Source organism: Vibrio parahaemolyticus (assembly GCF_900460535.1).
Taxonomy (GTDB): domain Bacteria; phylum Pseudomonadota; class Gammaproteobacteria; order Enterobacterales; family Vibrionaceae; genus Vibrio; species Vibrio parahaemolyticus.
The window spans coordinates 655314-680170 of record NZ_UHIL01000001.1 but is presented as its reverse complement, the minus strand read 5'-3'; the positions used below and the strand labels follow the sequence as shown (position 1 = coordinate 680170).

Sequence of the window (24857 nt, the reverse complement as noted above, 5' to 3'; positions counted from 1 at the left end):
ATCATGAGTCAGAACGTTTACCAATTTATCGATGTTCAACGCGTAGATCCGGCGAAAAAACCAATTAAGATTCGTAAGATTGAGTTTGTTGAAATCTACGAGCCGTTCACGAAACAACAAGCAACGGCGCAAGCCGATCGCTGTTTGGATTGCGGTAACCCATATTGTGAATGGAAGTGCCCAGTCCATAACTACATTCCCCAGTGGCTAAAACTGGCGAATGAAGGCCGAATTTTAGAAGCCGTGGAACTTTCACACCAAACCAACAGCTTGCCTGAAGTGTGTGGCCGTGTGTGTCCGCAAGACCGTTTGTGTGAGGGTTCGTGCACACTAAATGATGATTTTGGTGCAGTCACGATAGGTAACATTGAAAAGTACATCACCGACAAAGCCTTTGAAATGGGCTGGAAGCCTGACATGTCCAAAGTGGAGTGGACGGATAAAAAGGTGGCAATCATCGGTGCCGGCCCTGCTGGTCTGGCAGCAGCAGACATCTTAGTTCGCAACGGTGTAAAACCGGTGGTGTTTGACCGTTACCCAGAGATTGGTGGCCTACTTACCTTTGGTATTCCTTCTTTCAAATTGGAAAAAGGAGTCATGGAAAATCGTCGTCGGGTATTTACCGAAATGGGCGTTGAGTTCCGCATGAATGTGGAAGTCGGCCAAGATGTGCAGATGCAAGAACTGCTTGATGAATACGATGCGGTTTTCTTAGGTGTGGGCACATACAAATACATGCGCGCCGGTTTGGAAAATGAAGACGCGCCGGGCGTTTATGACGCCCTACCATTTTTGATTTCCAATACCTATAAGGTTATGGAGCTAGAACATAACCAACCGTTTATCGATATGGCTGGCAAAAAAGTCGTAGTGCTTGGTGGTGGTGATACCGCGATGGACTGCGTGCGAACTTCGATCCGTCAAGGCGCATCTAACGTGATTTGTGCCTACCGTCGTGATGAAGAAAACATGCCAGGCTCCCGTCGAGAAGTGAAAAATGCCAAAGAAGAGGGCGTGAAGTTCATGTTTAACCTTCAGCCTTTAGGTATTGAGGTTGATGCGTATGGCAAAGTTTCAGGCGTGAAAGTGGTCAAAACTGCTTTAGGCGAGCCTGATGACGCAGGTCGCCGTCGCCCAGAACCTGTAGAAGGAAGTGAACACGTACTGCCTGCCGATGCTGTCATCATGGCATTTGGTTTCCAACCTCATCAAATGGACTGGCTGACTCCGTTCAATGTTGAACTTGATCAATGGGGGCGAATCAAAGCACCCAACAACCAAGAGTTTCAATATCAAACCAGCAATGAAAAGATCTTCGCTGGGGGAGACGCGGTTCGCGGTTCTGATTTAGTGGTAACCGCCATTGATGAAGGACGAAAAGCAGCAGAAGGCATTCTTGATTACTTAGACGTGTAGCCTCGTCCCAACACTCAAAAAGGATCCAAAGATTGGATCCTTTTTTCTTTTATTACATATAATTAAATTCCTCTGTTAAGGAATAGAACTCATGAAAAAAGCCGCTCTGATGCTCATCACTTTTCTCGGCTTAACCGCATGCAGCCAAGGAGTCACTTCGATGCCAGATAGAACTCAAACCCCATGTGGAAACAAACCTAACTGCGTTTCAACACAAGACCAACGAGAAGAACACCACCTCGAACCTTTTACTCTCACCGAATCCGCCACATTGGATGCAATTGAGCAAGCAGCACTGCAACTATCGGGGGCTAAAACAGCAGAGAAAGATGGCAATTATCTGCGCATTGAATGCACATCTAAAATCATGCGCTTCGTGGATGATCTCGAATTAAAGATCGACGGGCATACTCTGATCGTGCGTTCAGAATCACGCGTAGGGTATTCCGACTTTGGCGTCAATCGAAAACGGGCCGAGCAATTACGAACCGAACTTTCTAAAGCAGAACTCATCAAATAGAAAACTGCTGACAGGGAGTGCTATACTCTCGCCGATTAAATATTTTACCTAAAGAGAGTGCTATGAAAGTTGGTATCATCGGGGCGATGGAACAAGAAGTGACCATCCTGAAAGAAGCTATGACAAACTGCCAAACCGTAAACAAAGCAGGTTGTACGTTTTTCTCTGGTCAAATTAACGATGTAGATGTAGTGCTACTACAATCTGGTATCGGTAAAGTTGCTGCGGCAGTTGGTACAACAATTCTTCTTGATGAATACCAACCAGATGTGGTTATCAACACAGGTTCTGCTGGTGGTTTCGATTCAAGCCTAAATCTAGGTGACGTAGTGATTTCTACAGAAGTGCGCCACCATGATGCAGACGTGACTGCTTTTGGCTATGAAATTGGTCAAATGGCAGGTCAACCAGCAGCATTCAAAGCGGATGAAAAACTGATGGACCTAGCGGAAAAAGCACTCGAGCAAATGGCAAATACACATGCTGTTCGCGGTTTGATCTGTACGGGCGATGCGTTTGTTTGCACGGCTGAGCGCCAAGCGTTCATTCGTGAAAACTTCCCATCCGTTATTGCGGTTGAAATGGAAGCATCAGCTATTGCTCAGACTTGCCACCAGTTCAACACACCATTTGTTGTTGTACGTGCTATCTCTGACGTTGCTGATAAAGAATCACCAATGAGCTTTGAAGAATTCCTGCCTCTAGCAGCAAAAAGCTCTTCAGAAATGGTATTCAAGATGCTGGAACTGGTTAAGTAATCCAAGTCATTCATGGAAGAAATTTTTCAGCAATTCTATGCTAACGGTGCGCTCCTCGTGATGTGGGGCGCATTACTGTTTCACCTGATCCTCCCTATTCCTCATTCCGCTCACCCTGCGACTTTATGGCGCAAGGTAGCCGAACAATTAGCAGAGAAAGTAAATAACCACCATAGCTATTCACAAAGCATTCTCTCAGGAAGCCTCGCTCTTATTTTGATGACATTGCCGTGTTTGGTGCTCTTAATCGCTCTAAAGCCCTTAGTTTGGCAAGAGCCTCTGTACGAACTTGCTCTGTTACTATTAGCGTTAGATTGGCGAAGTTGCGAAACCCTCACCAAACAACTTGCCCTCGCCTTGTCGCGTGAGGATAAAACGCGCTGTCGCGAGCTACTCAAGCCTTTTGTGAATCGTGATACCGAAACGTTATCGCTTGTCGGTATAAGTAAAGCCGGATCTGAAACCATCATTATGGGCTTTGGTCGCAATGTAGTGTGTGTCCTGTTTTGGTATGCCATCGCAGGTGGGATTGGGGCGCTCATGTACCGTTTAACCATGGAGCTAGCACGAGCTTGGTCTCCTAGCCGTCGTCAGTATGCGCCATTTGGGAAACCAGCCATTCAAATCGTTGCCGTTTTAGAATTCATTCCATTAAGATTATTTGCCCTACTGTTGCTTGCTGGTCACAATATGTCCGCAGTGCTTAATGGACTCAAACAACAAGCGAAATCTTGGCCATTGCCAGGACCAGCTTGGTTACTGTGTACTATCGGCAATAAGTTCCAGCTTTCGTTAGGAGGCCCTGCTCTATACCAAGGCGTCAGAGCAGAACGCACCAAGATTGGTGGACGCATTGTGCCTTCTGCTATTCATCTTGCACAAATCCAAATTTTGCTGGTTTGGCGCATCTTTGCTTGGATTGTGATTCAAAGCTTTATTCTAGCACTGATTTATCAAGGATTATGATGAACAAAATTTGCCTATCCCTCCCCCTTTTCTTCTCCTCTCTTACGATGGCGAACGAACCCGTTGAACGAGTGATCAGTTTAGCGCCTCACGCCACAGAGATAGCTTATGCTGCTGGCTTAGGTGACAAACTGATCGCTGTGAGTGAGATGAGTGATTATCCGAAGGAAGCTGGTGAACTGGAGAAAGTATCCAATTACCAAGGCATAAAGTTGGAACGCATTATTGCCCTTCAGCCCGATCTCGTCATTGCTTGGCCTGCGGGTAACCCCGCCAAAGAGCTCGAAAAGTTAAAACAATTTGGCGTACCTATCTACTACTCAACCACGGGTACTTTAGAAGACATCGCAAATAATATTGAGCAGCTGAGTCAATACAGTGATGATCCATCAAAGGGTCAAAAAGCAGCGCGGGACTTTAGAGAGGGGCTAACTGCTCTCAAAGCGACATACAACACCACAGAGAAAGTCCGCTATTTTTATCAACTCAGCGAAAAGCCGATCATTACTGTGGCAGGTAAAAACTGGCCGAGCGAAGTATTTAACTTCTGTGGTGGTGAAAATGTATTTGCCAATACAGCAGCACCCTATCCTCAAGTCAGTATCGAGCAAGTGATCACACGTCAACCTGAAGTACTCTTCACCTCTCGTCATGCTATGAGTGATGATGGTATGTGGGCTCAATGGAAAAATGAACTGCCAGCTCTGCGCAACAATCATGTTTGGTCACTCAATTCTGATTGGATAAATCGCCCAACACCACGCACACTCAATGCGATCATTGAAGTGTGTGAACACTTTGAAAGCGTTAGACGAAAACGCTAACGTTTTCGTTGGAAATACCGTACAATTTCCGCCCATTTTTGTTCTCACACTTTTTATAGGTACCAAGTAACATGGATTCCATGCTGCTTTATATGATCGATTTATTCGGTACAGCAATCTTCGCTGTGTCTGGTGTTTTACTCGCTGGCCGATTAAAAATGGATCCCTTCGGTGTTATCGTCCTAGGCAGCGTGACTGCCATCGGCGGTGGCACTATTCGTGATATGGCACTTGGTGCGACCCCCGTCTTTTGGATTACCGATACCACTTATCTTTGGGTTATCTTCATCACCTGTTTGTTAACTATGATCTTGGTTCGCAGACCAAAACGGTTATATTGGTGGGTTTTACCCGTGTGTGACGCCATCGGTCTGGCCGTATTTGTGGGAATTGGGGTAGAAAAAGCGCTCGCCTACAACGCCTCCGGCATGGTTGCCGTGATCATGGGTGTAATCACCGGTTGCGGGGGCGGCATAATCCGAGATGTCTTAGCCCGAGAGGTACCTATGGTGCTAAGAAGCGAAGTCTACGCCACAGCCTGTATCATTGGTGGCATCTTCCACACGATGGCTGTGAGTATGAGTTACGATCATTCCACAGCCCTGCTCGCAGGTGTTATCTCAACACTGGTGATTCGCCTTGGTGCGATTCGTTGGCACTTATCTTTACCTACTTTCGCCATCAACCGCTAAGCAATTCAAGTACAGATTTCAATCTAAAGAGCCGACTTTATCTCGGCTCTTCGCATTTTAATTAACACGATTCGCTTATCCCTCAGCAATTCGTTAAATTATCCGTCTCATTCCTAATTTTCATTAATTGCTATGTTATTAGAAGGCATTGAAACGTTACTTGTACTAAGTAAAGAAAAAACCATGAGCCGCACTGGTAGTCAGCTGTACATCAGCCAATCTGCGGTGAGTAAACGTATCGCCAATTTAGAAAAAAAGTTAGGAAAGAAACTGATCGAGCCAAACGGCAGACACATTAAACTAACCTCGGATGCTCTGGCCCTTATCAATACGATAGAGCCCACATTCAATGAGTTACGAGGACAGATTTACGATCAGCAAGAGCTCGAAGATACGTCATTAATAAAAATGGATTGCTCAGAAACTCTCGTCGCAGGTTATCTGAGTATGATTATGGAAGAGCAACTAGCACGCGATCCTTATCTCAGAATCTCTACCAATCACACTCCGAGAATCGTTGAAAACGTAAAATCAGGGCGAGCAACCCTAGGATTCTGCGCTGGTTACTTACCTTCTCATCACGGTTTGATGAGCGTTCATCTCGCCGATGAGCCTTTCTCTATAATAAGTAAGTACCCGCTAACTCAATTACCAAAAGCGATTTTAACTAACGATTTGAATAACCCAGCCAATACATATCAGCAAGCCATTTTGTCCAAGTACGAGATCCAACCTTTGATGGAGATGGACTCCTACACTGCGGCAGCGCAATTAGCTTTAAAAGGTATGGCACCAGCACTGATACCTAAATCCATCATCAAAACACTCAACATCGCATCAAATTTCTGTTTTGAATTCGAAGAACTAGAGCCTCTAATTCGCCCAATACACATCTGTCTTCGCCACAACACATACCGCAATCAGCGAATTAAAACAGTGTTAGAAGCCATTGCTGATGTTGTTGCCAAAGAAGTTTTGTTGCCATCAGCATAGACATGGTAATCACTAGAGGTCGAATCCACTTTTGACCTTTGGTAACCACCACTTTTGCGCCAAGTTGAGCGCCAATAAAGCCACCGACCGCCATCGTCAAACCAATTTCCCATACAGGTAACCCTGCTAGAACGAAAAACAACAATGCAGCGATGTTTGAAGTGAAATTCAAAATCTTAGTTCGTGCTGTTGCATCCACGAGGGAGAAGTGGCCAAGAGCAACAAAGCACACAGTAAAAACCGAGCCCGTACCGGGGCCAAAGAAACCATCGTAGAAACCAACTCCACCACCGATACACAATGCAAACATCGCTTCGGCAAGTTTTGGTTCGCCATCGATTTTTCGAGAGCTTGGTGCGAGTAAAAAATAAAGAGAAATCGCAATTAGAAGAACAGGAATCAAACTGGTGAGTACGCTAGCATCAATAAACTGTACAGCCTCGGCACCGATTGCAGCACCAATAAAAGTACAGAGTATCGCGAAACGCATTTCCTTTAGGCTAACAATACCGTTACGCACGAAATACCAGCTAGCCGAGAAGCTACCAAACGAACTTTGTAACTTGTTGGTTGCTAGAGCTTGAGTCGGACTCAACCCCGCAGCCAAAAGCGCAGGGAGCGTAAGGAGCCCTCCCCCACCAGCCATTGCATCAATAAAACCAGCCACAGATGCAACCAAAAACAACGCGGTTAATACTTCTAAAGTAAGCTCCACTTACACTTCCTTGTTCAAAAATACGAAAAGAACTAAACGGTAGCACTTAACACCTCAAACTAAAAAGGAAAGTCGAGATATGAACCTATTCCATATTTTCATTGATTTAAGTAAGTATTGAGAAGCTCTAACCTAAAGATCTACAGATAAAAGCTAACTTATATTGAAAAAAGATAATTTATAACGTTTATAGTGGCTTATTTTAAAAATGCAACACTGTATAATTATGTCTATACAGAGACATTTCCAATTTGGATAAATTTCCAAGGGTATTGTTAAAGTACGACTATCATACTCTATTACTACATTTATAATAACATCATTAAATCCGCCGCCATATTTTCGACAATACCAAAAATAGACATAGACGCACCTAACAACAAATCGTCAAATTGGTCATTCCATTCAGTTGCCATATAAGCACTGATAAATTATTTCTTTGCGCTAGCGCAATTTTCATAAAAACCAGACTTAAGAATGAAACTCAAAAAAACAACATATTAACAATATAAAAATAATAATTAGAGTTAAGTCGCAAATATTTTCTTATTAATAAGAAATCGAAAGGCAAACTATAGAAAAAATAGATTTAAAGTTACATTTACATAAAATAAAATAAAACTAGGTATAACTGACATGTCAACCACATATCCAATAGCAGGTCAAAAATTTCCAAAAGATAATAAAACTACAGCGCCTTATCCAGTAAAAAAACCTAGCCAAGGCAATAAAAAGACATTCTTATTTTCAGTGGAATCTTTTGACATTTTAATAAATAACTCAATCAGAGATAAACTAACACTTACTCGCTGGGAGCGAATTAAAGGTCTATTTGAAAACACAGCTAATTACTATGTAACTGGAAGTGATTTTGCTTTTGTAGCTCAACTTTGTCAGAAAGTTACAGGGAAAAACAGTGTATTTTACATAAAAAGCTATGCTGGGGTTCCACATATTGTTGTATCAGGGTCCTCCGCATTACAACTACGACTAACCAATATAGGTAGTAGCCTCCCTAACCCAACTGTCATAAAATTTGCAGTTGGTTCAGAAAGCGTGATGAAATCTATAAAAAGCGGAGGCATAATTACAGTAGTACTTGTAACCGCTTATCATGTCGCCAATTATTTCTTAGGAGATAAGCAAACTCTCTCTAAACTTTATGGGAGTGTTGCTAGCGATATTATAAAAATCGGATTGTCTTCCGCAATAGCTGCGGGGTCGACAAAGCTAGCAACACTTTACCTAGGAAGTGCTGTATTTTTATCAGCAGGACCGATATTGGGAATAATTGTAGTTGGTGTATTAGTGGGGCAAAGCCTAAATTATATAGACCAAGAGTTCTCATTAACAAATAAACTTACTAATGCAATCGATACTCATATGGACAATATAGCTAAAAATGAATACGAAAAGCTATCTCTAAAAATACATAGCTCTGTAGCTTTAGGTCGTTTAAATGGAAGTAACCTCTAATGAAAGAAATGACGAAAAAAGACAGATACACTGCATTTTTTTTAGGCGTATTTTTTTTGTTATTATCAGTAACTTTATTCTATATTGGTATTAGCAAAAGTTATAACTTCGCCAATTTCATAATGGAATCTAGGCCTGAAGTCATATTTAATCAAATTTACATTTTATCTTTTTTTGGAAGTGGTGTTTTCCTCATTTTCTCTTTCATGGGCATATTCTCATTTATAGTTGGCAGAGCAGCAAAAGCTAAAGAAAGAAATTTCATTAATCGACTTTTAATAATTACATCTTTACTAACTATTATTAGTCCATATCCGTCTTTGTTATTAATAGACGTATTTGCTAAAAATCACGGGTTTCAATTTGACAAGTCAGAGTCCAGCTATAACTTACTGCTTGAAACTAGAATCTACAAACTCCATAAAGAATAACCCTAGTTATATTCATACGCTGTATAAACACTACCAATACTAACAAAAACACCCATAATTAAATAAAAAAGCCCGCTCAAATGAGCGGGCAATGAGGTTGTCATATAAGCCCTAGTTACCGGGCTTATTGATTTTTATCTATTACGCTTCCAGACTCGCTTTTACTTTAGCGTGTAGCTCTTGAACAGAGGTTACTGACGCTTTTGCATCAGCAGTGTGAGACATACACGTTGCAAACGCAGCGTTTAGCGTTGTTGTGTAGTTCACTTTTTCTGCTAGAGCACCGCGGCGTAGAACTTTCGAATCTTCAATAGCTTGACGACCTGCAGCCGTGTTCACAATGTAGGTGTATTCGTTGTTCTTGATGCGGTCAAGAATGTGTGGACGACCTTCATGTACTTTGTTTACCAGGCGAGGGTTAATACCCGCTTCACCCAAGATTACAGCAGTACCGTGAGTCGCATCCAATTGGTAACCCAATTTTACTAGCTTAGACGCAAGGTCAACAACACGCTGCTTATCACCTTCACGAACAGAAAGTAGCGCACGACCACCTTCAGGGTACACACTGCCACAGCCAAGCTCTGCTTTTGCGTAAGCTTCTGCAAACGTTGCACCAACACCCATCACTTCACCTGTTGAGCGCATTTCAGGACCCAATAGAGGGTCAACGCCAGGGAACTTATTGAAAGGTAGAACGACTTCTTTGACTGAGTAGTAAGGAGGAATAATCTCTTTAGTGAAACCTTGTGATTCCAGAGATTGACCCGCCATTACACGTGCAGCGATTTTCGCCAGTGGTGCACCTGTCGCTTTCGATACGAATGGTACCGTACGCGCAGCACGAGGGTTTACTTCAATTAGGTAAACTTCGTTGTCTTTTACTGCGAACTGCGTGTTCATCAGACCACGAACACCAAGTTCGAACGCCAGCTTCTCAACTTGCTCACGCATCTTGTCTTGGATTTCTTGGCTTAGTGTGTAGGCAGGAAGCGAACATGCAGAGTCACCAGAGTGAACGCCCGCTTGCTCAATGTGCTCCATGATGCCGCCGATAACCACGCGCTCACCGTCACAGATAGCGTCGATATCCACTTCTGTTGCATCATCTAGGAATCGGTCTAGTAGAACTGGAGATTCATTCGATACGCTTACTGCTTCGTTGAAGTAACGACGCAAGTCTTGTTCATCGTAGACGATTTCCATCGCACGACCACCCAAAACGTAAGATGGACGAACAACGAGTGGGAAGCCGATTTCACGAGATTTCTCAACAGCTTGCTCCATCGCCGTTACTGTTGCGTTTTGTGGTTGTAGAAGACCTAAACGCTCAACTGCAGCCTGGAAACGCTCACGGTCTTCTGCGCGGTCAATCGCATCCGGGCTTGTACCGATGATTGGCACGCCTGCAGCTTCTAGTGCGCGAGCCAGTTTAAGTGGCGTTTGACCACCGTATTGAACAATCACACCTTTTGGCTTTTCAACGCGGGCGATAGACAACACATCTTCAAGAGTTACTGGTTCGAAGTAAAGACGGTCAGATGTATCGTAGTCTGTCGATACTGTTTCTGGGTTACAGTTCACCATAATGGTTTCGTAGCCATCTTCACGAAGTGCTAGTGATGCATGTACACAACAGTAGTCGAATTCGATACCTTGACCGATACGGTTTGGACCACCGCCCAGTACCATGATCTTGTCTTTATCTGTTGGGTTTGCTTCACACTCTTCATCGTAAGATGAGTACATGTAAGCCGTATCAGAAGAGAACTCTGCCGCACACGTATCCACACGCTTGTAGACAGGGTGGATGTCAAACTGGTCACGTAGACGACGGATTTCGCTTTCAGCCACACCTAACAGTTTAGATAGGCGCGCATCAGAGAAACCTTTACGTTTCATCTGGCGTAGAACTTCTTCTGTTAGACCAGCAAAGCCACCGGCTTTCACTTGCTCTTCTAGTTTAACTAGCTCTTCAATTTGAACTAGGAACCAGCGATCAATGTTCGTCAGATTAAACACGCCATCCACTGACATGCCCGCACGGAATGCATCTGCGATATACCAGATACGCTCTGCGCCAGCTTCTTTTAGTTCGTGACGAATCTTAGTTAATGCGTCAGGTGCATCTAGGTCAACCATCTCATCAAAGCCAGTCGCGCCAACCTCTAGGCCACGTAATGCTTTGTGAAGAGATTCTTGTTGGTTACGACCAATCGCCATTACCTCACCAACTGACTTCATCTGAGTCGTCAGGCGATCGTTAGCGCCAGCAAATTTCTCGAAGTTAAAACGAGGAATCTTGGTCACTACGTAGTCGATAGTAGGTTCGAATGATGCCGGAGTTGCACCACCTGTAATGTCGTTTTGCAGCTCGTCCAGAGTAAAGCCAACAGCCAGTTTCGCTGCAATCTTCGCGATTGGGAAACCTGTTGCTTTTGATGCCAGAGCAGAAGAACGGGATACACGAGGGTTCATCTCGATGATAACCATACGGCCATCTTTCGGGTTGATACCAAACTGTACGTTTGAACCACCTGTCTCAACACCGATTTCACGCAGAACCGCTAGCGATGCGTTACGCATTAGCTGGTATTCTTTGTCAGTCAGTGTCTGTGCTGGTGCTACTGTGATTGAGTCACCAGTGTGGATGCCCATTGGGTCGAAGTTTTCGATTGAACATACGATGATACAGTTGTCCGCTTTGTCGCGAACTACTTCCATTTCGTACTCTTTCCAGCCGATTAGAGATTCATCGATAAGAAGTTCGTTGGTCGGAGAAAGATCCAGACCACGACGACAGATTTCTTCGAACTCTTCTTTGTTGTATGCGATACCACCGCCAGTACCACCCATCGTAAATGATGGACGGATGATACAAGGGAAGCCAACCATGTCTAAAACTTTGTAAGCTTCTTCCATCGTCTTCGCTGTATCAGCACGAGGACACTCAAGGCCGATAGACTTCATTGCTTTATCGAAGCGAGAACGGTCTTCTGCTTTATCAATCGCATCAGCGGTAGCGCCAATCATCTCTACGCCGAATTCAGCAAGAACGCCGTGCTTCTCTAGATCTAGCGCACAGTTAAGCGCCGTCTGACCACCCATTGTTGGCAATACTGCATCTGGGCGTTCTTTCTCAATGATCTTGCGAACAACTTCCCATTGAATCGGCTCGATGTATGTTGCATCTGCCATTTCAGGGTCTGTCATGATGGTTGCTGGGTTAGAGTTAACTAGAATAACTCGGTAGCCTTCTTCACGAAGAGCTTTACACGCTTGTGCGCCAGAGTAGTCAAACTCACATGCCTGACCGATAACAATCGGACCAGCACCAAGAATTAGAATACTTTGAATGTCAGTACGTTTTGGCATTATCTACTACTCCGAATTAAGCGCTGTGTTTTTTGATGAGTTCGATAAAGTGGTCAAATAGCGGTGCCGCGTCGTGTGGACCTGGGCTTGCTTCTGGGTGACCTTGGAAACTAAATGCTGGCTTGTCTGTGCGGTGAATACCTTGTAGAGAACCGTCAAATAGTGATACGTGAGTCGCACGTAAGTTTTCCGGTAATGTTGCTTCATCTGCCGCAAAGCCGTGGTTTTGCGAAGTGATCATCACAACGTTACGCTCTAAATCTTTTACTGGGTGGTTCGCACCGTGGTGACCAAACTTCATTTTCACCGTTTGCGCACCCGACGCAAGCGCCAGAATTTGGTGACCTAGACAGATACCAAAAATTGGTAGGCCTTTTTCTAGGAACACTTTGGTCGCTTCAATCGCGTAAGTACAAGGCTCTGGGTCACCAGGACCGTTCGATAGGAACACGCCATCTGGATTCAGAGCCAGAACTTCTTCAGCAGAAGTTTCTGCAGGAACAACCGTTAGGCGGCAGCCGCGGTCAACCAACATTCGTAAGATGTTGCGTTTTGCGCCGAAGTCGTAAGCAACAACATGGTATGGCAACTCGCTGTCGTCTTTCGCTTCTGGAAGTCCACTCTCAAGCGTCCACGAACCTTGTTTCCATTGATACGCTTCTTTTGTTGTAACCTCTTTCGCAAGATCCATACCTTTCAAACCAGGAAATTCTTTTGCTTTCGCTAGCGCCAAAGCTTCGTCTAGATTGTTACCAGCTACGATACAACCGTTTTGAGCACCTTTTTCACGCAGGATACGAGTTAACTTACGCGTGTCGATGTCTGCGATGCCGACGATGTTTTGCGACTTAAGATAATCAGAAAGGGATTGTTCATTACGGAAGTTAGAAGCGATAAGAGGGAGATCGCGAATCACAAGGCCTTGTGCATGAATGGAAGAGGATTCTTCGTCTTCGGAATTGGTTCCGGTATTGCCAATGTGAGGGTAAGTAAGAGTAACGATTTGCTGAGAATAGGAAGGATCAGTGAGGATTTCTTGATACCCCGTCATCGAGGTATTGAAAACGACTTCACCGACGGAAACGCCATCTGCCCCAATGGACACTCCGCGGAACACTGTCCCATCTTCTAGGACTAACAGTGCTAATTTACTCAAGACAACCTCCAGAATAAAAATGCAAAAAAAATAAATCAAACTGCAATCATGCCTTCCTTTACCTATAAAATCTACATAAATAGGTATTTCAGACAAATTGGCGGTATTCTAAAGATGGACTGCAAACCTGTCAACACACAATGAAAAATAAATTATCCTTTTCTAAAGAGTAATAGCATTTACTAGCAATAAGCCCCAAAAACATAAGTTTCCACCACCTGCAAACTTTGAAGATGGTTCTTTTTTTAGATTTTACAAATTTGAACTTTTTATAGATCACAAATTTTTATGAGATTTTCACGCAAACGTTAATCACAACAAAACAGCATCAACTTTTAAGCAGTTAAGACAAATAAAGCAACCAAGCTAGCAAAAACACACACAAATAAGTTCAAAACTGACGCTCTACAATACTCATTTTATTTACATAACTTTCTTCAAATACAAAAAAGCCGGCTTACGCCGGCGAATAATTATGTATTTAAAGCTCATTCAAACCAAGCACATCGGTCATGGTATAAAAGCCCGCCGGCTTGGAATGTAGCCACACAGCAGCCTTCACGGCACCATTAGCAAAAGTCATGCGGTCCGTCGCTTTGTGCGTTATTTCGACTCGCTCACCAATATCAGCAAACATTGCTGTGTGCTCGCCGACAATGTCACCTGCACGAATGGTTGCAAAACCGATTTCATCTTTAGTACGCTCACCAGTAATGCCTTCACGCGCATACACCGCAACATCACTTAACTTGTTGCCCATAGCGCCAGCAATCGCCTCACCCATACCAATCGCAGTACCTGACGGAGCATCAACTTTATGGCGGTGATGAGCTTCGACAATCTCGACATCGCAGTAATCACCCATTACTTTTGCAGCTTTCTCAAGCAACTTAAATACTAGGTTCACACCAACAGAGTAGTTAGGCGCCATCACAACAGGTACGTGCTTCGCAACTGCATCAATCAGTGCTCGCTCTTCTTCACTAAAGCCAGTGGTACCAATTACGATAGACTTCCCATGCTGTTTACATAACTCTAAGTTCGCTAACGTACTTACTGGAGCGGTAAAGTCGATAACAACATCAAAATTGTCGACCTCTTTCTCTAGGTCATCGGTCAGGAAAACATCGAACTTTCCTTCACCACAAAGTTCACCGATATCAACACCGACGAGCGAAGATTCTGGACGTTCTGAACCTGCCGTTACAGATGCATCTGGGTTTATGTGCGAGGCTTTGACTAGGTTGCGACCCATACGGCCAGCAGCTCCTGCGATTGCAATACGAACCATTGCGCTTTCTCTCCTTCTCTGGATAACGAGGTTTCTCGTTCTCTTTCGTTTCGCTGAATCTTTTTAAACTAACAACATACTGTGTTAACCACAAGCACGTTCATTAGGCTTAAGCGAACTCTTTTACGACACGTTGTAAGATCGGCACGTTCGCTTCAGGGAAGGTGTAATCCCCTAATTCACCAACTGCGACCCAGCGCCCTTCTTGGCCTTCTCTACCATAAGGTTCGTTCTCGAACTGAGAGACGGTAATAAAATCAAATTTTAGTGACTTATCTGGGTAATCGTATTCAAGGTGTTCAAACGGTGCTTGTTCAATCACTCGAATCCCCACTTCCTCTTCAAGCTCACGAACCATCGCTTGTTCAACTGTTTCTCCTAGCTCGACTTTACCGCCCGGAAACTCCCAAAAACCACCTTTGTGTTTATCATCAGGACGTTTAGTAATAAAGATTTGCGACTTATCTTGATTGAAAATGATCGCTGCAACAATGTGAATTCTTTTCATGGATATTTACCTAGGATCTATCGATACAAAAAGAGCCGCCTAAGCGACTCTTTCTTATTAAGTTATCAAGTTAGATTAATTGATCTGACCGTGACACTGCTTGTATTTCTTGCCACTACCACATGGACAAGGTTCGTTTCGACCTACTTTACGCTCATCACGAACAACAGGTTGATTTGAGCCCTCAGACTCTTCACCATCAGCCAACTGATTTTCCGCAGCTGCATGCTGAGCCTGCGCACGACGAGCAGCTTCTTCTGCTTGTGCACGACGTTGCTCTTCCATACGCTCAACTTCTTCTTGCTGTTGAACGCGGACACGAGACAGAACAGTAATAACGTCAGTCTTTAGCGCTTCAAGTAAACCTTCAAACAATTCAAACGATTCACGTTTGTACTCTTGTTTCGGGTTCTTTTGTGCGTAGCCACGTAGGTGGATACCTTGACGCAGATGATCCATCGCCGCCAGATGCTCTTTCCAAAGCGTATCGAGTGTTTGAAGCATCACTGATTTTTCGAAGTTACGAAGCACTTGTGCACCCACAACTTCTTCTTTCGCTTTGTATACTTCAACGGCTAGGTTGATAATCTTCTCGCGCAGCGCTTCTTCGTACAGTTTGTCGTCTTCCTCAAGCCATTGCTTGATTGGCGCGTCTAGATCGAAATCTGCTTTCAAACGTTCTTGAAGACCTTCCACATCCCACATGTCTTCTAGAGATTGTGGTGGAATGTATTCGTCGATGATCGCTGTGAGCACATCTTCACGGTTTTGTTCAATCATGTCGCTGATATCGTCAACGTTCATGAGCTCATCACGCAGTTCGTAAACCACTTTACGTTGATCGTTCGCCACGTCATCGTATTCAAGAAGCTGTTTACGGATGTCGAAGTTGCGACCTTCCACTTTGCGTTGTGCTTTTTCAATAGAACGAGACAACATCTTAGATTCGATTGCTTCGCCTTCTTCCATACCGCTTTGAATCAAGCTTGCCATACGATCTGAAGTGAAGATACGCAGCAGTGAGTCTTCCATTGATAGGTAGAAACGAGATGAACCCGCATCACCTTGACGACCAGAACGGCCACGTAACTGGTTATCGATACGACGAGATTCATGACGCTCAGTACCGATGATGTGCAGACCACCAGCATCTAAAACTTGATCGTGAACTTTTTTCCACTCAGCTTTGATTGCGTCGATTTGCTCTTTCGTTGGATCTTGTAGTGATTCAACTTTTGCTTGCCAGCTACCACCTAGCACGATATCTGTACCACGACCCGCCATGTTTGTTGCGATAGTTACCGCACCTGGCATACCCGCTTCAGCAACGATTTCCGCTTCTTTCTCATGGAACTTAGCGTTCAAAACGTTGTGTTTGATCTTCGCTTTCTTCAAGGCGTTGGAGAGTAGTTCTGATTTTTCAATCGATACTGTACCAACCAATGTTGGCTGACCTTTCGCAACGCGCTCTTTGATATCTTCAATGATTGCAGCAAACTTCTCCGCTTCGGTACGGTACACCACATCCGGCATATCGTTACGAATCATTGGTTTGTTGGTTGGAATAACAACAGTTTCCAAGCCATAAATAGATTGGAACTCAAACGCTTCAGTATCCGCTGTACCAGTCATACCAGACAGTTTCTCGTATAGACGGAAGTAATTCTGGAATGTGATAGAGGCTAGCGTTTGGTTTTCGTTTTGGATCTTAACGCCTTCTTTCGCTTCGACAGCTTGGTGAAGACCTTCTGACCAACGACGACCTGGCATTGTACGACCAGTGTGTTCATCAACGATCACAACTTCGCCGTCATCGTTAACGATGTAATCCACATTACGCTCAAACAGCACATGTGCTCGTAGAGCAGCATTTACGTGGTGAAGCAAGCTGATGTTCGCTGGTGAGTACAATGTATCACCTTCTTCCATCAAACCATTTTTAACCAATAGCTCTTCTACGTATTCTTGACCCGTTTCAGTCAAGTGAACTTGTTTTGATTTTTCATCAACAGTGTAGTGACCATCGCCACGATATTCTTCAGAATCTTCTTTATCTTGCTTCTGTAGGTGTGGGATAAGCAGGTTGATTCGAGTGTAAAGTTCTGAACTGTCTTCTGCTGGACCAGAGATGATCAAAGGAGTACGAGCTTCATCGATAAGGATTGAGTCCACCTCATCTACCACAGCAAAGAAACGTTCGCGCTGAACACGGTCTTCATTGCGGAAAGCCATGTTGTCGCGCAAGTAATCGAAACCAAACTCGTTGTTTGTTCCGTATAGAATATCAGCTTGGTACGCTTCTTTTTTCGCTTGAGGAGGCATGTTCGGCACGTTAACACCCACCGTCATACCTAAGAATTCAAATAGCGGACGGTTTGTCTCCGCATCACGTTTAGCGAGGTAGTCGTTGACCGTAACAACGTGTACGCCTTTACCAGGAAGTGCATTTAGGTAAGCAGGAAGAGTTGCCGTTAGAGTTTTACCTTCACCCGTGCGCATCTCTGCGATTTGGCCTGCATTTAGAACCATACCGCCGATGAGCTGCACGTCGAAGTGACGCATACCGTATACACGTTTAGACGCTTCACGAACAGTAGCAAAAGCTTCTGGAAGTAGCTTATCAAGAGTTTCGCCTTGCTCTAGGCGCTCACGGAACTCAACAGTTTTCGCTTTAAGCTCTTCATCTGAAAGTGCTTCAAATGTTGGTTCGTAGTTATTGATCTCTTTTACAATTTTTCTAAGGCGGCGCAGTGTTCGGTCGTTGCGACTGCCAATTACTTTTGTCAGTAGCTTAGTTATCATTTTTCGTGAATCTCTCTTTAATCAGACCGTTCCCGATCTACTCGTAATGCCTTCAGTCTCTGCCAGTTTGGAACTAAGAATACTGAGATAAATCATTTATCAAAGATATTGAGTTCAAACATTCATATTTCAAGGCTAAGTTTCGAAACAATGTGGCTTAGTGTAAGGATTTTTCATCGATACAACCATAAATAGACGTATTTGTTTGAAGCACTCTGAAATTTTTAGTTAAAGTGGTGATGGATTAGCCAATATTATTAGCTGCTACACGACGAAACTTGGCAAAAACAGGACTTTACCACGTTCAATCCATCTCCATTGTAAAACTGAGGCTAAAGACGTTAATGTAAACTATACCTAGTGAGAAAGCTGCTCTAGAATAGTCATATCTCAACAAAATTAGATTTTACCTATGCGTGATCATCGACCAACCTCGACAGAGGATGTAATTGCTGAGTCTCAATTTAAGCAAATTCAAGAACATGCCGGAGAAATCTTGCAGCTTAACCAAGCTCTACAAACAATTTTACCAAAAGGGACGGCAGATCATTGCCGAGTTGCAAATATTCGCAATGGCCATCTTCTGATAGACGTATCTAGCGCGGCCATCAAAATGAAGATCGACTACGATCGTCTAATGATCTTAAACAAACTGCGCACACAAGGTTATGCAAAATTGATAAGTGTCGACGTTCGGATCAACCCTTCACTTTATCGTAATCGATACGAGAAAGACGATAGGCCAAAACGCCCGCCACTCACTGAGTCAGCAGCTCAATCACTGATGACCATCGCTGATATGGCCCCACCAAAAATCCAAGAGCGACTAAAAAGGCTCGCAGATATGGCAGAAAAATCTGGCCAATAACCATCAACCATCATCAAGTGCGGTAAAATTTAGATAGAAAAAAACCAGGTCGAAACCTGGTTTTTAATATTCTTTGACTAACTTATGCTAGCACCATGTTTGGTTCTGCAAAAGCGACTGGAGAACCGACTTCTTCTTCGAAAGTTGTCCATTCCCATGCTTCTTGATCCGCCAAAACTGCGCGTAGAAGTTGGTTGTTTAAACCGTGACCTGATTTATAAGCACGGAATTCACCAATAATTGGATGACCACACATGTAAAGGTCACCAATTGCATCTAACACCTTGTGAGTAACAAACTCGTTCTCAAAGCGCAGACCTTCTTCGTTCAGAATTCGGTAATCGTCCAATACGATAGCATTGTCGAAACTACCACCCAAAACTAGGTTTTGAGATTGTAGGTACTCGATATCACGCATAAAGCCAAACGTACGTGCACGAGAAATTTCGCGAACGAAACCTTGAGATGAGAAATCAAACAGCAGGCGCTGCTCGTCTGATTCAATCGCAGGGTGGTTAAAGTCAATTTCGAAGTCCATACGGAAGCCGTTAAATGGAACAAATTCTGCCCACTTATCGCCATCTTCAAAACGAACTGGCTTTTTAATGCGGATAAAACGCTTAGGAACGTTTTGCATTTCGATACCCGCTTGCTGAAGCAGGTAAACGAACGGACTTGCGCTACCATCCATAATTGGGATTTCAGGAGCGTCAACTTCAACAATAATGTTGTCGATGCCCATACCTGCAAGTGCAGCGTTCAAGTGTTCAACCGTTGAAATACGCACACCTTCGTCGTTCACTAATGCAGTACAAAGCATAGTGTCACGAACAGAAGCTGGATCAGCTGGAAAATCTACAGGTGGATTTACATCTGTACGACGGTAAATAATACCTGTGTTTGCAGCAGCCGGGCGCAGAGTAAGCGTGACTTTACGACCAGAGTGGAGACCCACACCAGTAGTTTTCACTATTTCTTTCAGAGTACGTTGTCTGATCATCTGCTTGCCTCTCTAAAATATGCTACAAAACACGGTCGTCTGTAACGTCGACCGTGAATGCTACCATAATTTTGAGCCATGTCAAATTTATGGGTTAAAGATTAATCAGCCTGACGACGTAAAAATGCCGGGATATCTAAGTAACCGCTTTCTTTCTCTTGCTTTGGTGCTGCTGAGCTTTGGCCCGCGGCAGGAGAAGAAGAAACTGTGTTTGTCGGCTGAGGAGTTACCTGTGGCTTATCTTGCACTTGATTTTGCAAAGTTTGTGCCGGCTTTTCTTCAGCTTGCGTTGCCGCAACTTGTTGTGGCTGAGCTTGAGGAGCCGAAGCTACTTTTGCTTTACCACCAGCGACTAGCGTGATATCTGGCTTTCTTTCATTGCCAATACCTGTCGCAACTACAGTCACACGGATTTCATCTGTCATATCTGGGTCTAGAGAAGTACCGATAACCACGGTTGCATTGTCAGATGCAAATGCCTTCACTGTGTTACCAACTGTCTCAAACTCATCAAGACGCATGTCCAGACCAGCAGTGATGTTAACAAGAACACCGCGAGCACCAGCAAGATCGATATCTTCTAGAAGTGGGCTAGAAATTGCCATCTCAGCCGCTTCTTCAGCTCGGTCTTCACCTTTCGCAATACCACTACCCATCATCGCGTGACCCATTTCAGACATCACTGTACGTACGTCTGCAAAGTCGACGTTGATCATACCAGGGCGAGTGATTAGCTCGGCGATACCTTGAACTGCATTCTTAAGAACGTCATTCGCACTCGCAAATGCTTCAAGCAATGTTACGCCACGACCAAGAACTTTAAGTAGCTTCTCGTTTGGAATCGTAATTAACGAGTCAACGTGCTTAGATAACTCATCGATGCCTTGCTCAGCAAACGCTAAACGCTTTTTGCCTTCAAAGCTGAACGGTTTTGTTACAACCGCTACCGTCAGAATACCTAGCTCTTTCGCCACTTCAGCAATAACAGGTGCTGCACCAGTACCTGTACCACCGCCCATACCAGCTGCGATAAACACCATATCGGCACCAGTTAGGGAATCTTTAATTCTATCTCTGTCTTCGAGAGCTGCCTCACGGCCAACTTGTGGATTCGCACCTGCACCCAGACCTTTAGTGATATCACCACCAATCTGAATGACATTGCCAACGCTTGTCTTACGAAGTGCTTGCGCATCAGTGTTGACGCTGATGAATTCCACACCTTCGATGGATTCACGCACCATGTGTTCAACGGCGTTACCACCGCCGCCACCAACTCCAACGACCTTGATTACTGCATCGTCAGACATTTCCATCATCGGTTCAAACATGTGTTGTCTCCGTTTATCCTGCAACTCAGGTTAAAACTCTTTTTGTATCCAATTACGCAATTTATCGAAAAAGCCAGTAACAGATGAGCGTTTAGGTTCATTGTAATCGCTATCGTCGCTAGACTGCATGTCTCTTGCGTAATGAAGTAATCCAACTGCCGTAGAATGGTACGGCTCTTTTACATAGTCAGTTAGCCCGCTGACTTCGAGCGGTTTGCCGACCCTTACTTGATTGCGGAATACGCGCTCCGCACATTCTACTACTCCGTCAATTTGCGCAGCACCGCCGGTTAGAACTACACCCGCAGCAAGATGGTGCTTAATGCCCTCTTCGCGCAGTTTCGCTTGTACAGAGTCGATAGTTTGGTTAACTAATCCCATAAGCTCAGAGTATCGTGGCTCAATCACTTCAGATAAAGTCTGACGCTGTAGACTACGTGAAGGACGTCCTCCTACGCTTGGGACATTAACCGTGTCATCCTTACTGACCAGTTCACTCAAAGCACAGCCATATTTGACTTTTATTTCTTCAGCATCGCTCACTGGCGTACCAAAAGCAAAAGCAATATCGCTCGTTACAGCATTTCCTGCGTACGAAAATACTTCTGTGTGACGTAACGCACCACCAGTCCAGATAGCCACATCCATCGTGCCGGCGCCAATATCTACCACACAAACTCCGAGCTCTCTTTCATCCTCGGTGATTACCGCATTACTTGCAGCAAGCCCTGAAAACACAAGTTGCTCTACTTTAAGGCCGCAGCGCTCTACTGCCTTAATAATATTGCGTGCCATGTCATTATGACACGAGATAAGATGGACACTGACTTCCATTCTTACCCCTGATAAACCAAGAGGGTTTTTGATCCCTTCTTGATAGTCGATGGTGAACTCTTGAGGAATCACGTGAAGGATTCGCTGTTCATCACCGATTTTAATTGATTTCGCGGTATGGATCGCTCTGTCCATATCTTCTTGAGAAACTTCCTCGTCTGATATGGTGCCCATGCCTTTTTCAATTCGGCTTGCGATATGCTTACCAGACAACGAAATGAAGACTCGGCTGATTTGGCACTCGGCCATTAGCTCAGCTTGATCAATTGCACGTTGTACTGATTTTACAACCGACTCCAAGTCATTCACGCCACCTTTATCCATGCCACGCGAAGGGCTACTACCCGCACCAATAATATTAATTTGGCCATCAGGTAGAATCTCACCCACTAGAGCTGATACGGTTGCAGTGCCTATATCAAGACCAACAATAATGTTGTCATCTGCGGCCTTAGTCATCTGTACTCTCTTCTAACTCTTCTTCAGGAAACCAACCGACTGCGGCTCCTGTATCGTACCTGAGATCGATATAACTGATTCGTTGCGTGTCACTGCCAAGCTTGTTATAGAGCGAAAAAAAGCGCTCTATACGCTCAAGAAGAGACTCTTTACCAAGCTCTAATCGAATACCGTTATCTAGGATGATTTGCCAAGCTCGTCGCTCGTTTAACACCAGAGACGATATCGCTAAACCCAATTGTTGAAACTTAGGACTCAGTTCGCGGTAAGTTTGTAACACTTCCGGGCCAGTGTCTTTGGGTCCATACAACTTAACTTTCTCGTCCTTTAACAAAGCAACATCACCATCGAAAACCAAACCGTTTTTATCTAATAGTTCGTTGCCATTCCAAATGGCTTCGGGTTGATGCTCTGTTAAGAAAACTTTTACTGTATCGGGCCACTGCTTGCGAATCGCTGCATGAGCAACCCACGGCAATGCTTCAACACTTTGCTGTAATACATCAATATCCTGAGACATGAATGTACCGATGTGATCTATTCGACTAAATGCAGCCTGAACATCGTCAGCTTTGACGTACTCCAATTTACCTTGAAGCACTATTTTGGAGAGAGGTAACCTTTGGTCATCCCACATCCAACTAATCGCCGAGTACAAAACAGAACTAATTAAGGTCACAACCACAACGAAAAATAGCGCACCCAAGATTTTATCTTGGCGACCACGGTTATTGTCCGTGTTTAGTCGCTCTTCATTAAGTGCAATATTCAACAACGTCTTCGTTTCCTGACTTTTGTCGTGTACTTTTCACCGCATAATATCGTATCGGCAAAAGTATTGACTTTAACCTTGGGATTATACTGAGCTCTTGTAAACTATCAAACACTGATAACAATAAATCACAACGATCTTGACGCAAAATCGAGATCTGAGTCTTATCTGTTCTTTGCGTCATCACTCTGACTTATCCAAGCATCTTGTTTATATTTAACTCAAGATTAGCCAGCTGTTTGGCAACTTTACCAACATCACCAGCACCTTGCGTTAAAATTAGGTCGCCGTCTTGTATAACGTTAGCCAAAACTGATGGTAATTGCTCGATTTCTGGAACAAAAATCGGATCTACTTTACCTCGGCTGCGAATCGTACGGCACAAAGAGCGTCCATCCGCGCCGGCAATCGGTTTTTCACCCGCGGCATACACGTCAAGCATGATCAATACATCAACCTGCTCAAGCACGTTTGCAAAATCATCGTAAAGGTCACGAGTGCGACTGTAACGATGTGGTTGGAAAATCATAACCAATCGCTTATCTTGCCAACCACTGCGAGCTGCATTAATGGTGACGTCAACTTCCGTTGGGTGATGACCGTAATCATCGACTAACATCGCATGACCGTTACCTGTATCAAACTCACCAAGGTGATCAAAACGGCGACCAGTACCTTGAGTACCCGCCATCGCTTTTAGAATCGCGTCATCTTCAATGTCGTCTTCCGTTGCGACCGCTATTGCTGCTGATGCGTTCAACGCATTGTGACGGCCTGGAATGTTTAGCGTGATATCGAGGTTAGCTCGACCTTTACGTACTACTGTAAATTTACCTTGCTGACCTTCTTGATGATAATTTTCGATACGTACGTCCGCATCGTCAGAAAAGCCGTAGGTGATCACTTGACGGCTAATACGCGGAATCAGCTCACGAATCACTGGATCATCGATACAGACAATGGCTTGGCCATAAAACGGCAGGTTGTGAAGAAAATCAATGAAGGTTTGTTTCAATGTTTCGAAGTCACCACCGTAGGTATCCATGTGGTCAGCTTCGATGTTGGTAACGATGCTCACCATAGGTTGCAGGTGCAAGAAAGAGGCGTCGCTCTCATCCGCTTCTGCAATCAGAATACGGCTAGAGCCCAAGCGCGCATTGGTGCCCGCGCTCTTTACTAGACCGCCGTTTACAAACGTAGGATCAAGGCCTGCTTCGGAATAGATTTGTGTGACTAGTGCTGTGGTGGTGGTTTTACCATGTGTACCCGCAACAGCGATACCATGACGGAATCGCATCAGTTCAGCCAGCATTTCTGCTCGGCGAACAATAGGAATACGCAATTCACGAGCCGCCATGACTTCAGGGTTTTCTTCGTTAATCGCGGTGGAAACGACTACCACACTAGCCTTTTCGACATTACTTGCTTGGTGACCAATAAATACGGTTGCCCCTTTCGACACTAAGCGCTCGGTTACTGGGTTTTCAGACAAGTCTGAACCCGTGATTTCATAACCTTCGTTTAGAAGAACTTCAGCAATGCCGCTCATGCCCGCACCACCGATACCGATGAAGTGGATGCATTTCACGCGACGCATTTCTGGTACCATCGCGCGAATCTGAGCTAAGTCTTGTGTATGTTGGATAGTCATTAATTCGATTCTCAATAAT

Annotated in this window: 20 protein-coding genes; 9 read left to right on the top strand and 11 right to left on the bottom strand. The window is 44.4% G+C overall.

The genetic code is table 11. The features are described from left to right. The first annotated feature begins 3 nt into the window (after positions 1-3). The 7 genes from DYB02_RS03545 to DYB02_RS03515 all read left to right on the top strand — a co-directional run bounded on the left by DYB02_RS03545 (position 4) and on the right by DYB02_RS03515 (position 6169). Positions 4-1416, top strand: a complete 1413-nt coding sequence (locus DYB02_RS03545; protein ID WP_025540237.1) for an FAD-dependent oxidoreductase — start codon at positions 4-6, stop codon at positions 1414-1416. 91 nt (positions 1417-1507) lie between these two features. Continuing rightward, positions 1508-1936, top strand: a complete 429-nt coding sequence (locus DYB02_RS03540) for a DUF1499 domain-containing protein (RefSeq protein WP_025533283.1) — start codon at positions 1508-1510, stop codon at positions 1934-1936. 62 nt (positions 1937-1998) lie between these two features. Next, positions 1999-2694 (top strand): 5'-methylthioadenosine/S-adenosylhomocysteine nucleosidase, encoded by a 696-nt coding sequence (gene mtnN / locus DYB02_RS03535; protein WP_005461186.1) that lies wholly within the window; start codon positions 1999-2001, stop codon positions 2692-2694. A 12-nt stretch (positions 2695-2706) separates the two neighbouring features. Further along, positions 2707-3660: a cobalamin biosynthesis family protein gene (locus tag DYB02_RS03530; RefSeq protein WP_029804241.1), complete on the top strand. Its 954-nt coding sequence runs from the start codon at positions 2707-2709 to the stop codon at positions 3658-3660. Then, positions 3660-4484 (top strand): vitamin B12 ABC transporter substrate-binding protein BtuF, encoded by an 825-nt coding sequence (gene btuF, locus DYB02_RS03525; protein ID WP_025504582.1) that lies wholly within the window; start codon positions 3660-3662, stop codon positions 4482-4484. Before DYB02_RS03530 ends, btuF begins: the two co-directional genes overlap by 1 nt. 71 nt (positions 4485-4555) lie before the next feature. After that, positions 4556-5176, top strand: a complete 621-nt coding sequence (locus DYB02_RS03520) for a TRIC cation channel family protein (protein WP_029804239.1) — start codon at positions 4556-4558, stop codon at positions 5174-5176. 132 nt (positions 5177-5308) lie between these two features. Further along, positions 5309-6169, top strand: coding sequence for a LysR family transcriptional regulator (locus tag DYB02_RS03515; RefSeq protein WP_025637266.1), 861 nt, complete (start codon positions 5309-5311; stop codon positions 6167-6169). Here the strand turns inward: DYB02_RS03515 and DYB02_RS03510 are convergent. Next, positions 6105-6884 (bottom strand): TSUP family transporter, encoded by a 780-nt coding sequence (locus tag DYB02_RS03510; protein ID WP_029804237.1) that lies wholly within the window; start codon positions 6882-6884, stop codon positions 6105-6107. The two genes, DYB02_RS03515 and DYB02_RS03510, sit on opposite strands and share 65 nt — an antisense overlap. A 636-nt stretch (positions 6885-7520) precedes the next feature. Between DYB02_RS03510 and DYB02_RS03505 the strand changes: the two genes are divergently transcribed. Continuing rightward, the gene (locus DYB02_RS03505) at positions 7521-8360 is read left to right on the top strand and encodes a hypothetical protein (protein WP_005497113.1); all 840 of its coding nucleotides are present in this window, start codon (positions 7521-7523) and stop codon (positions 8358-8360) included. 572 nt (positions 8361-8932) lie between these two features. On the opposite strand, the gene carB is transcribed toward DYB02_RS03505, so the two are convergent. The 5 genes from carB to secA all read right to left on the bottom strand — a co-directional run bounded on the left by carB (position 8933) and on the right by secA (position 17923). Continuing rightward, positions 8933-12166: a carbamoyl-phosphate synthase large subunit gene (carB, locus tag DYB02_RS03495; protein WP_005461228.1), complete on the bottom strand. Its 3234-nt coding sequence runs from the start codon at positions 12164-12166 to the stop codon at positions 8933-8935. A 16-nt stretch (positions 12167-12182) separates the two neighbouring features. Further along, on the bottom strand, positions 12183-13322 hold the full coding sequence (carA, locus tag DYB02_RS03490; RefSeq protein WP_011105665.1) for a glutamine-hydrolyzing carbamoyl-phosphate synthase small subunit: 1140 nt from the start codon (positions 13320-13322) through the stop codon (positions 12183-12185). 481 nt (positions 13323-13803) lie between these two features. After that, positions 13804-14613 (bottom strand): 4-hydroxy-tetrahydrodipicolinate reductase, encoded by an 810-nt coding sequence (gene dapB, locus DYB02_RS03485; protein WP_015296233.1) that lies wholly within the window; start codon positions 14611-14613, stop codon positions 13804-13806. A gap of 109 nt (positions 14614-14722) precedes the next feature. Further along, positions 14723-15121, bottom strand: coding sequence for an 8-oxo-dGTP diphosphatase MutT (mutT, locus tag DYB02_RS03480; RefSeq protein WP_005461225.1), 399 nt, complete (start codon positions 15119-15121; stop codon positions 14723-14725). A 75-nt stretch (positions 15122-15196) separates the two neighbouring features. Further along, the gene (gene secA, locus DYB02_RS03475) at positions 15197-17923 is read right to left on the bottom strand and encodes a preprotein translocase subunit SecA (protein WP_029803915.1); all 2727 of its coding nucleotides are present in this window, start codon (positions 17921-17923) and stop codon (positions 15197-15199) included. A 412-nt stretch (positions 17924-18335) separates the two neighbouring features. Between secA and DYB02_RS03470 the strand changes: the two genes are divergently transcribed. Then, positions 18336-18791, top strand: coding sequence for a DUF721 domain-containing protein (locus DYB02_RS03470; protein ID WP_005497100.1), 456 nt, complete (start codon positions 18336-18338; stop codon positions 18789-18791). Between the two features lie 82 nt (positions 18792-18873). Here the strand turns inward: DYB02_RS03470 and lpxC are convergent, their stop codons facing one another. The 5 genes from lpxC to murC all read right to left on the bottom strand — a co-directional run bounded on the left by lpxC (position 18874) and on the right by murC (position 24838). Next, the gene (gene lpxC, locus DYB02_RS03465) at positions 18874-19791 is read right to left on the bottom strand and encodes a UDP-3-O-acyl-N-acetylglucosamine deacetylase (RefSeq protein ID WP_005461213.1); all 918 of its coding nucleotides are present in this window, start codon (positions 19789-19791) and stop codon (positions 18874-18876) included. A gap of 101 nt (positions 19792-19892) precedes the next feature. Further along, the gene (gene ftsZ / locus DYB02_RS03460) at positions 19893-21122 is read right to left on the bottom strand and encodes a cell division protein FtsZ (RefSeq protein WP_021823249.1); all 1230 of its coding nucleotides are present in this window, start codon (positions 21120-21122) and stop codon (positions 19893-19895) included. Between the two features lie 30 nt (positions 21123-21152). Then, complete coding sequence (gene ftsA, locus DYB02_RS03455; RefSeq protein ID WP_005458184.1) at positions 21153-22415, bottom strand: cell division protein FtsA; 1263 nt, start codon at positions 22413-22415, stop codon at positions 21153-21155. Then, the gene (locus tag DYB02_RS03450) at positions 22408-23190 is read right to left on the bottom strand and encodes a cell division protein FtsQ/DivIB (protein WP_005489880.1); all 783 of its coding nucleotides are present in this window, start codon (positions 23188-23190) and stop codon (positions 22408-22410) included. The genes ftsA and DYB02_RS03450 overlap by 8 nt, the downstream gene beginning before the upstream one ends. Positions 23191-23380: 190 nt before the next feature. Continuing rightward, positions 23381-24838: a UDP-N-acetylmuramate--L-alanine ligase gene (gene murC / locus DYB02_RS03445; RefSeq protein ID WP_005497094.1), complete on the bottom strand. Its 1458-nt coding sequence runs from the start codon at positions 24836-24838 to the stop codon at positions 23381-23383. Positions 24839-24857: the final 19 nt, after the last annotated feature.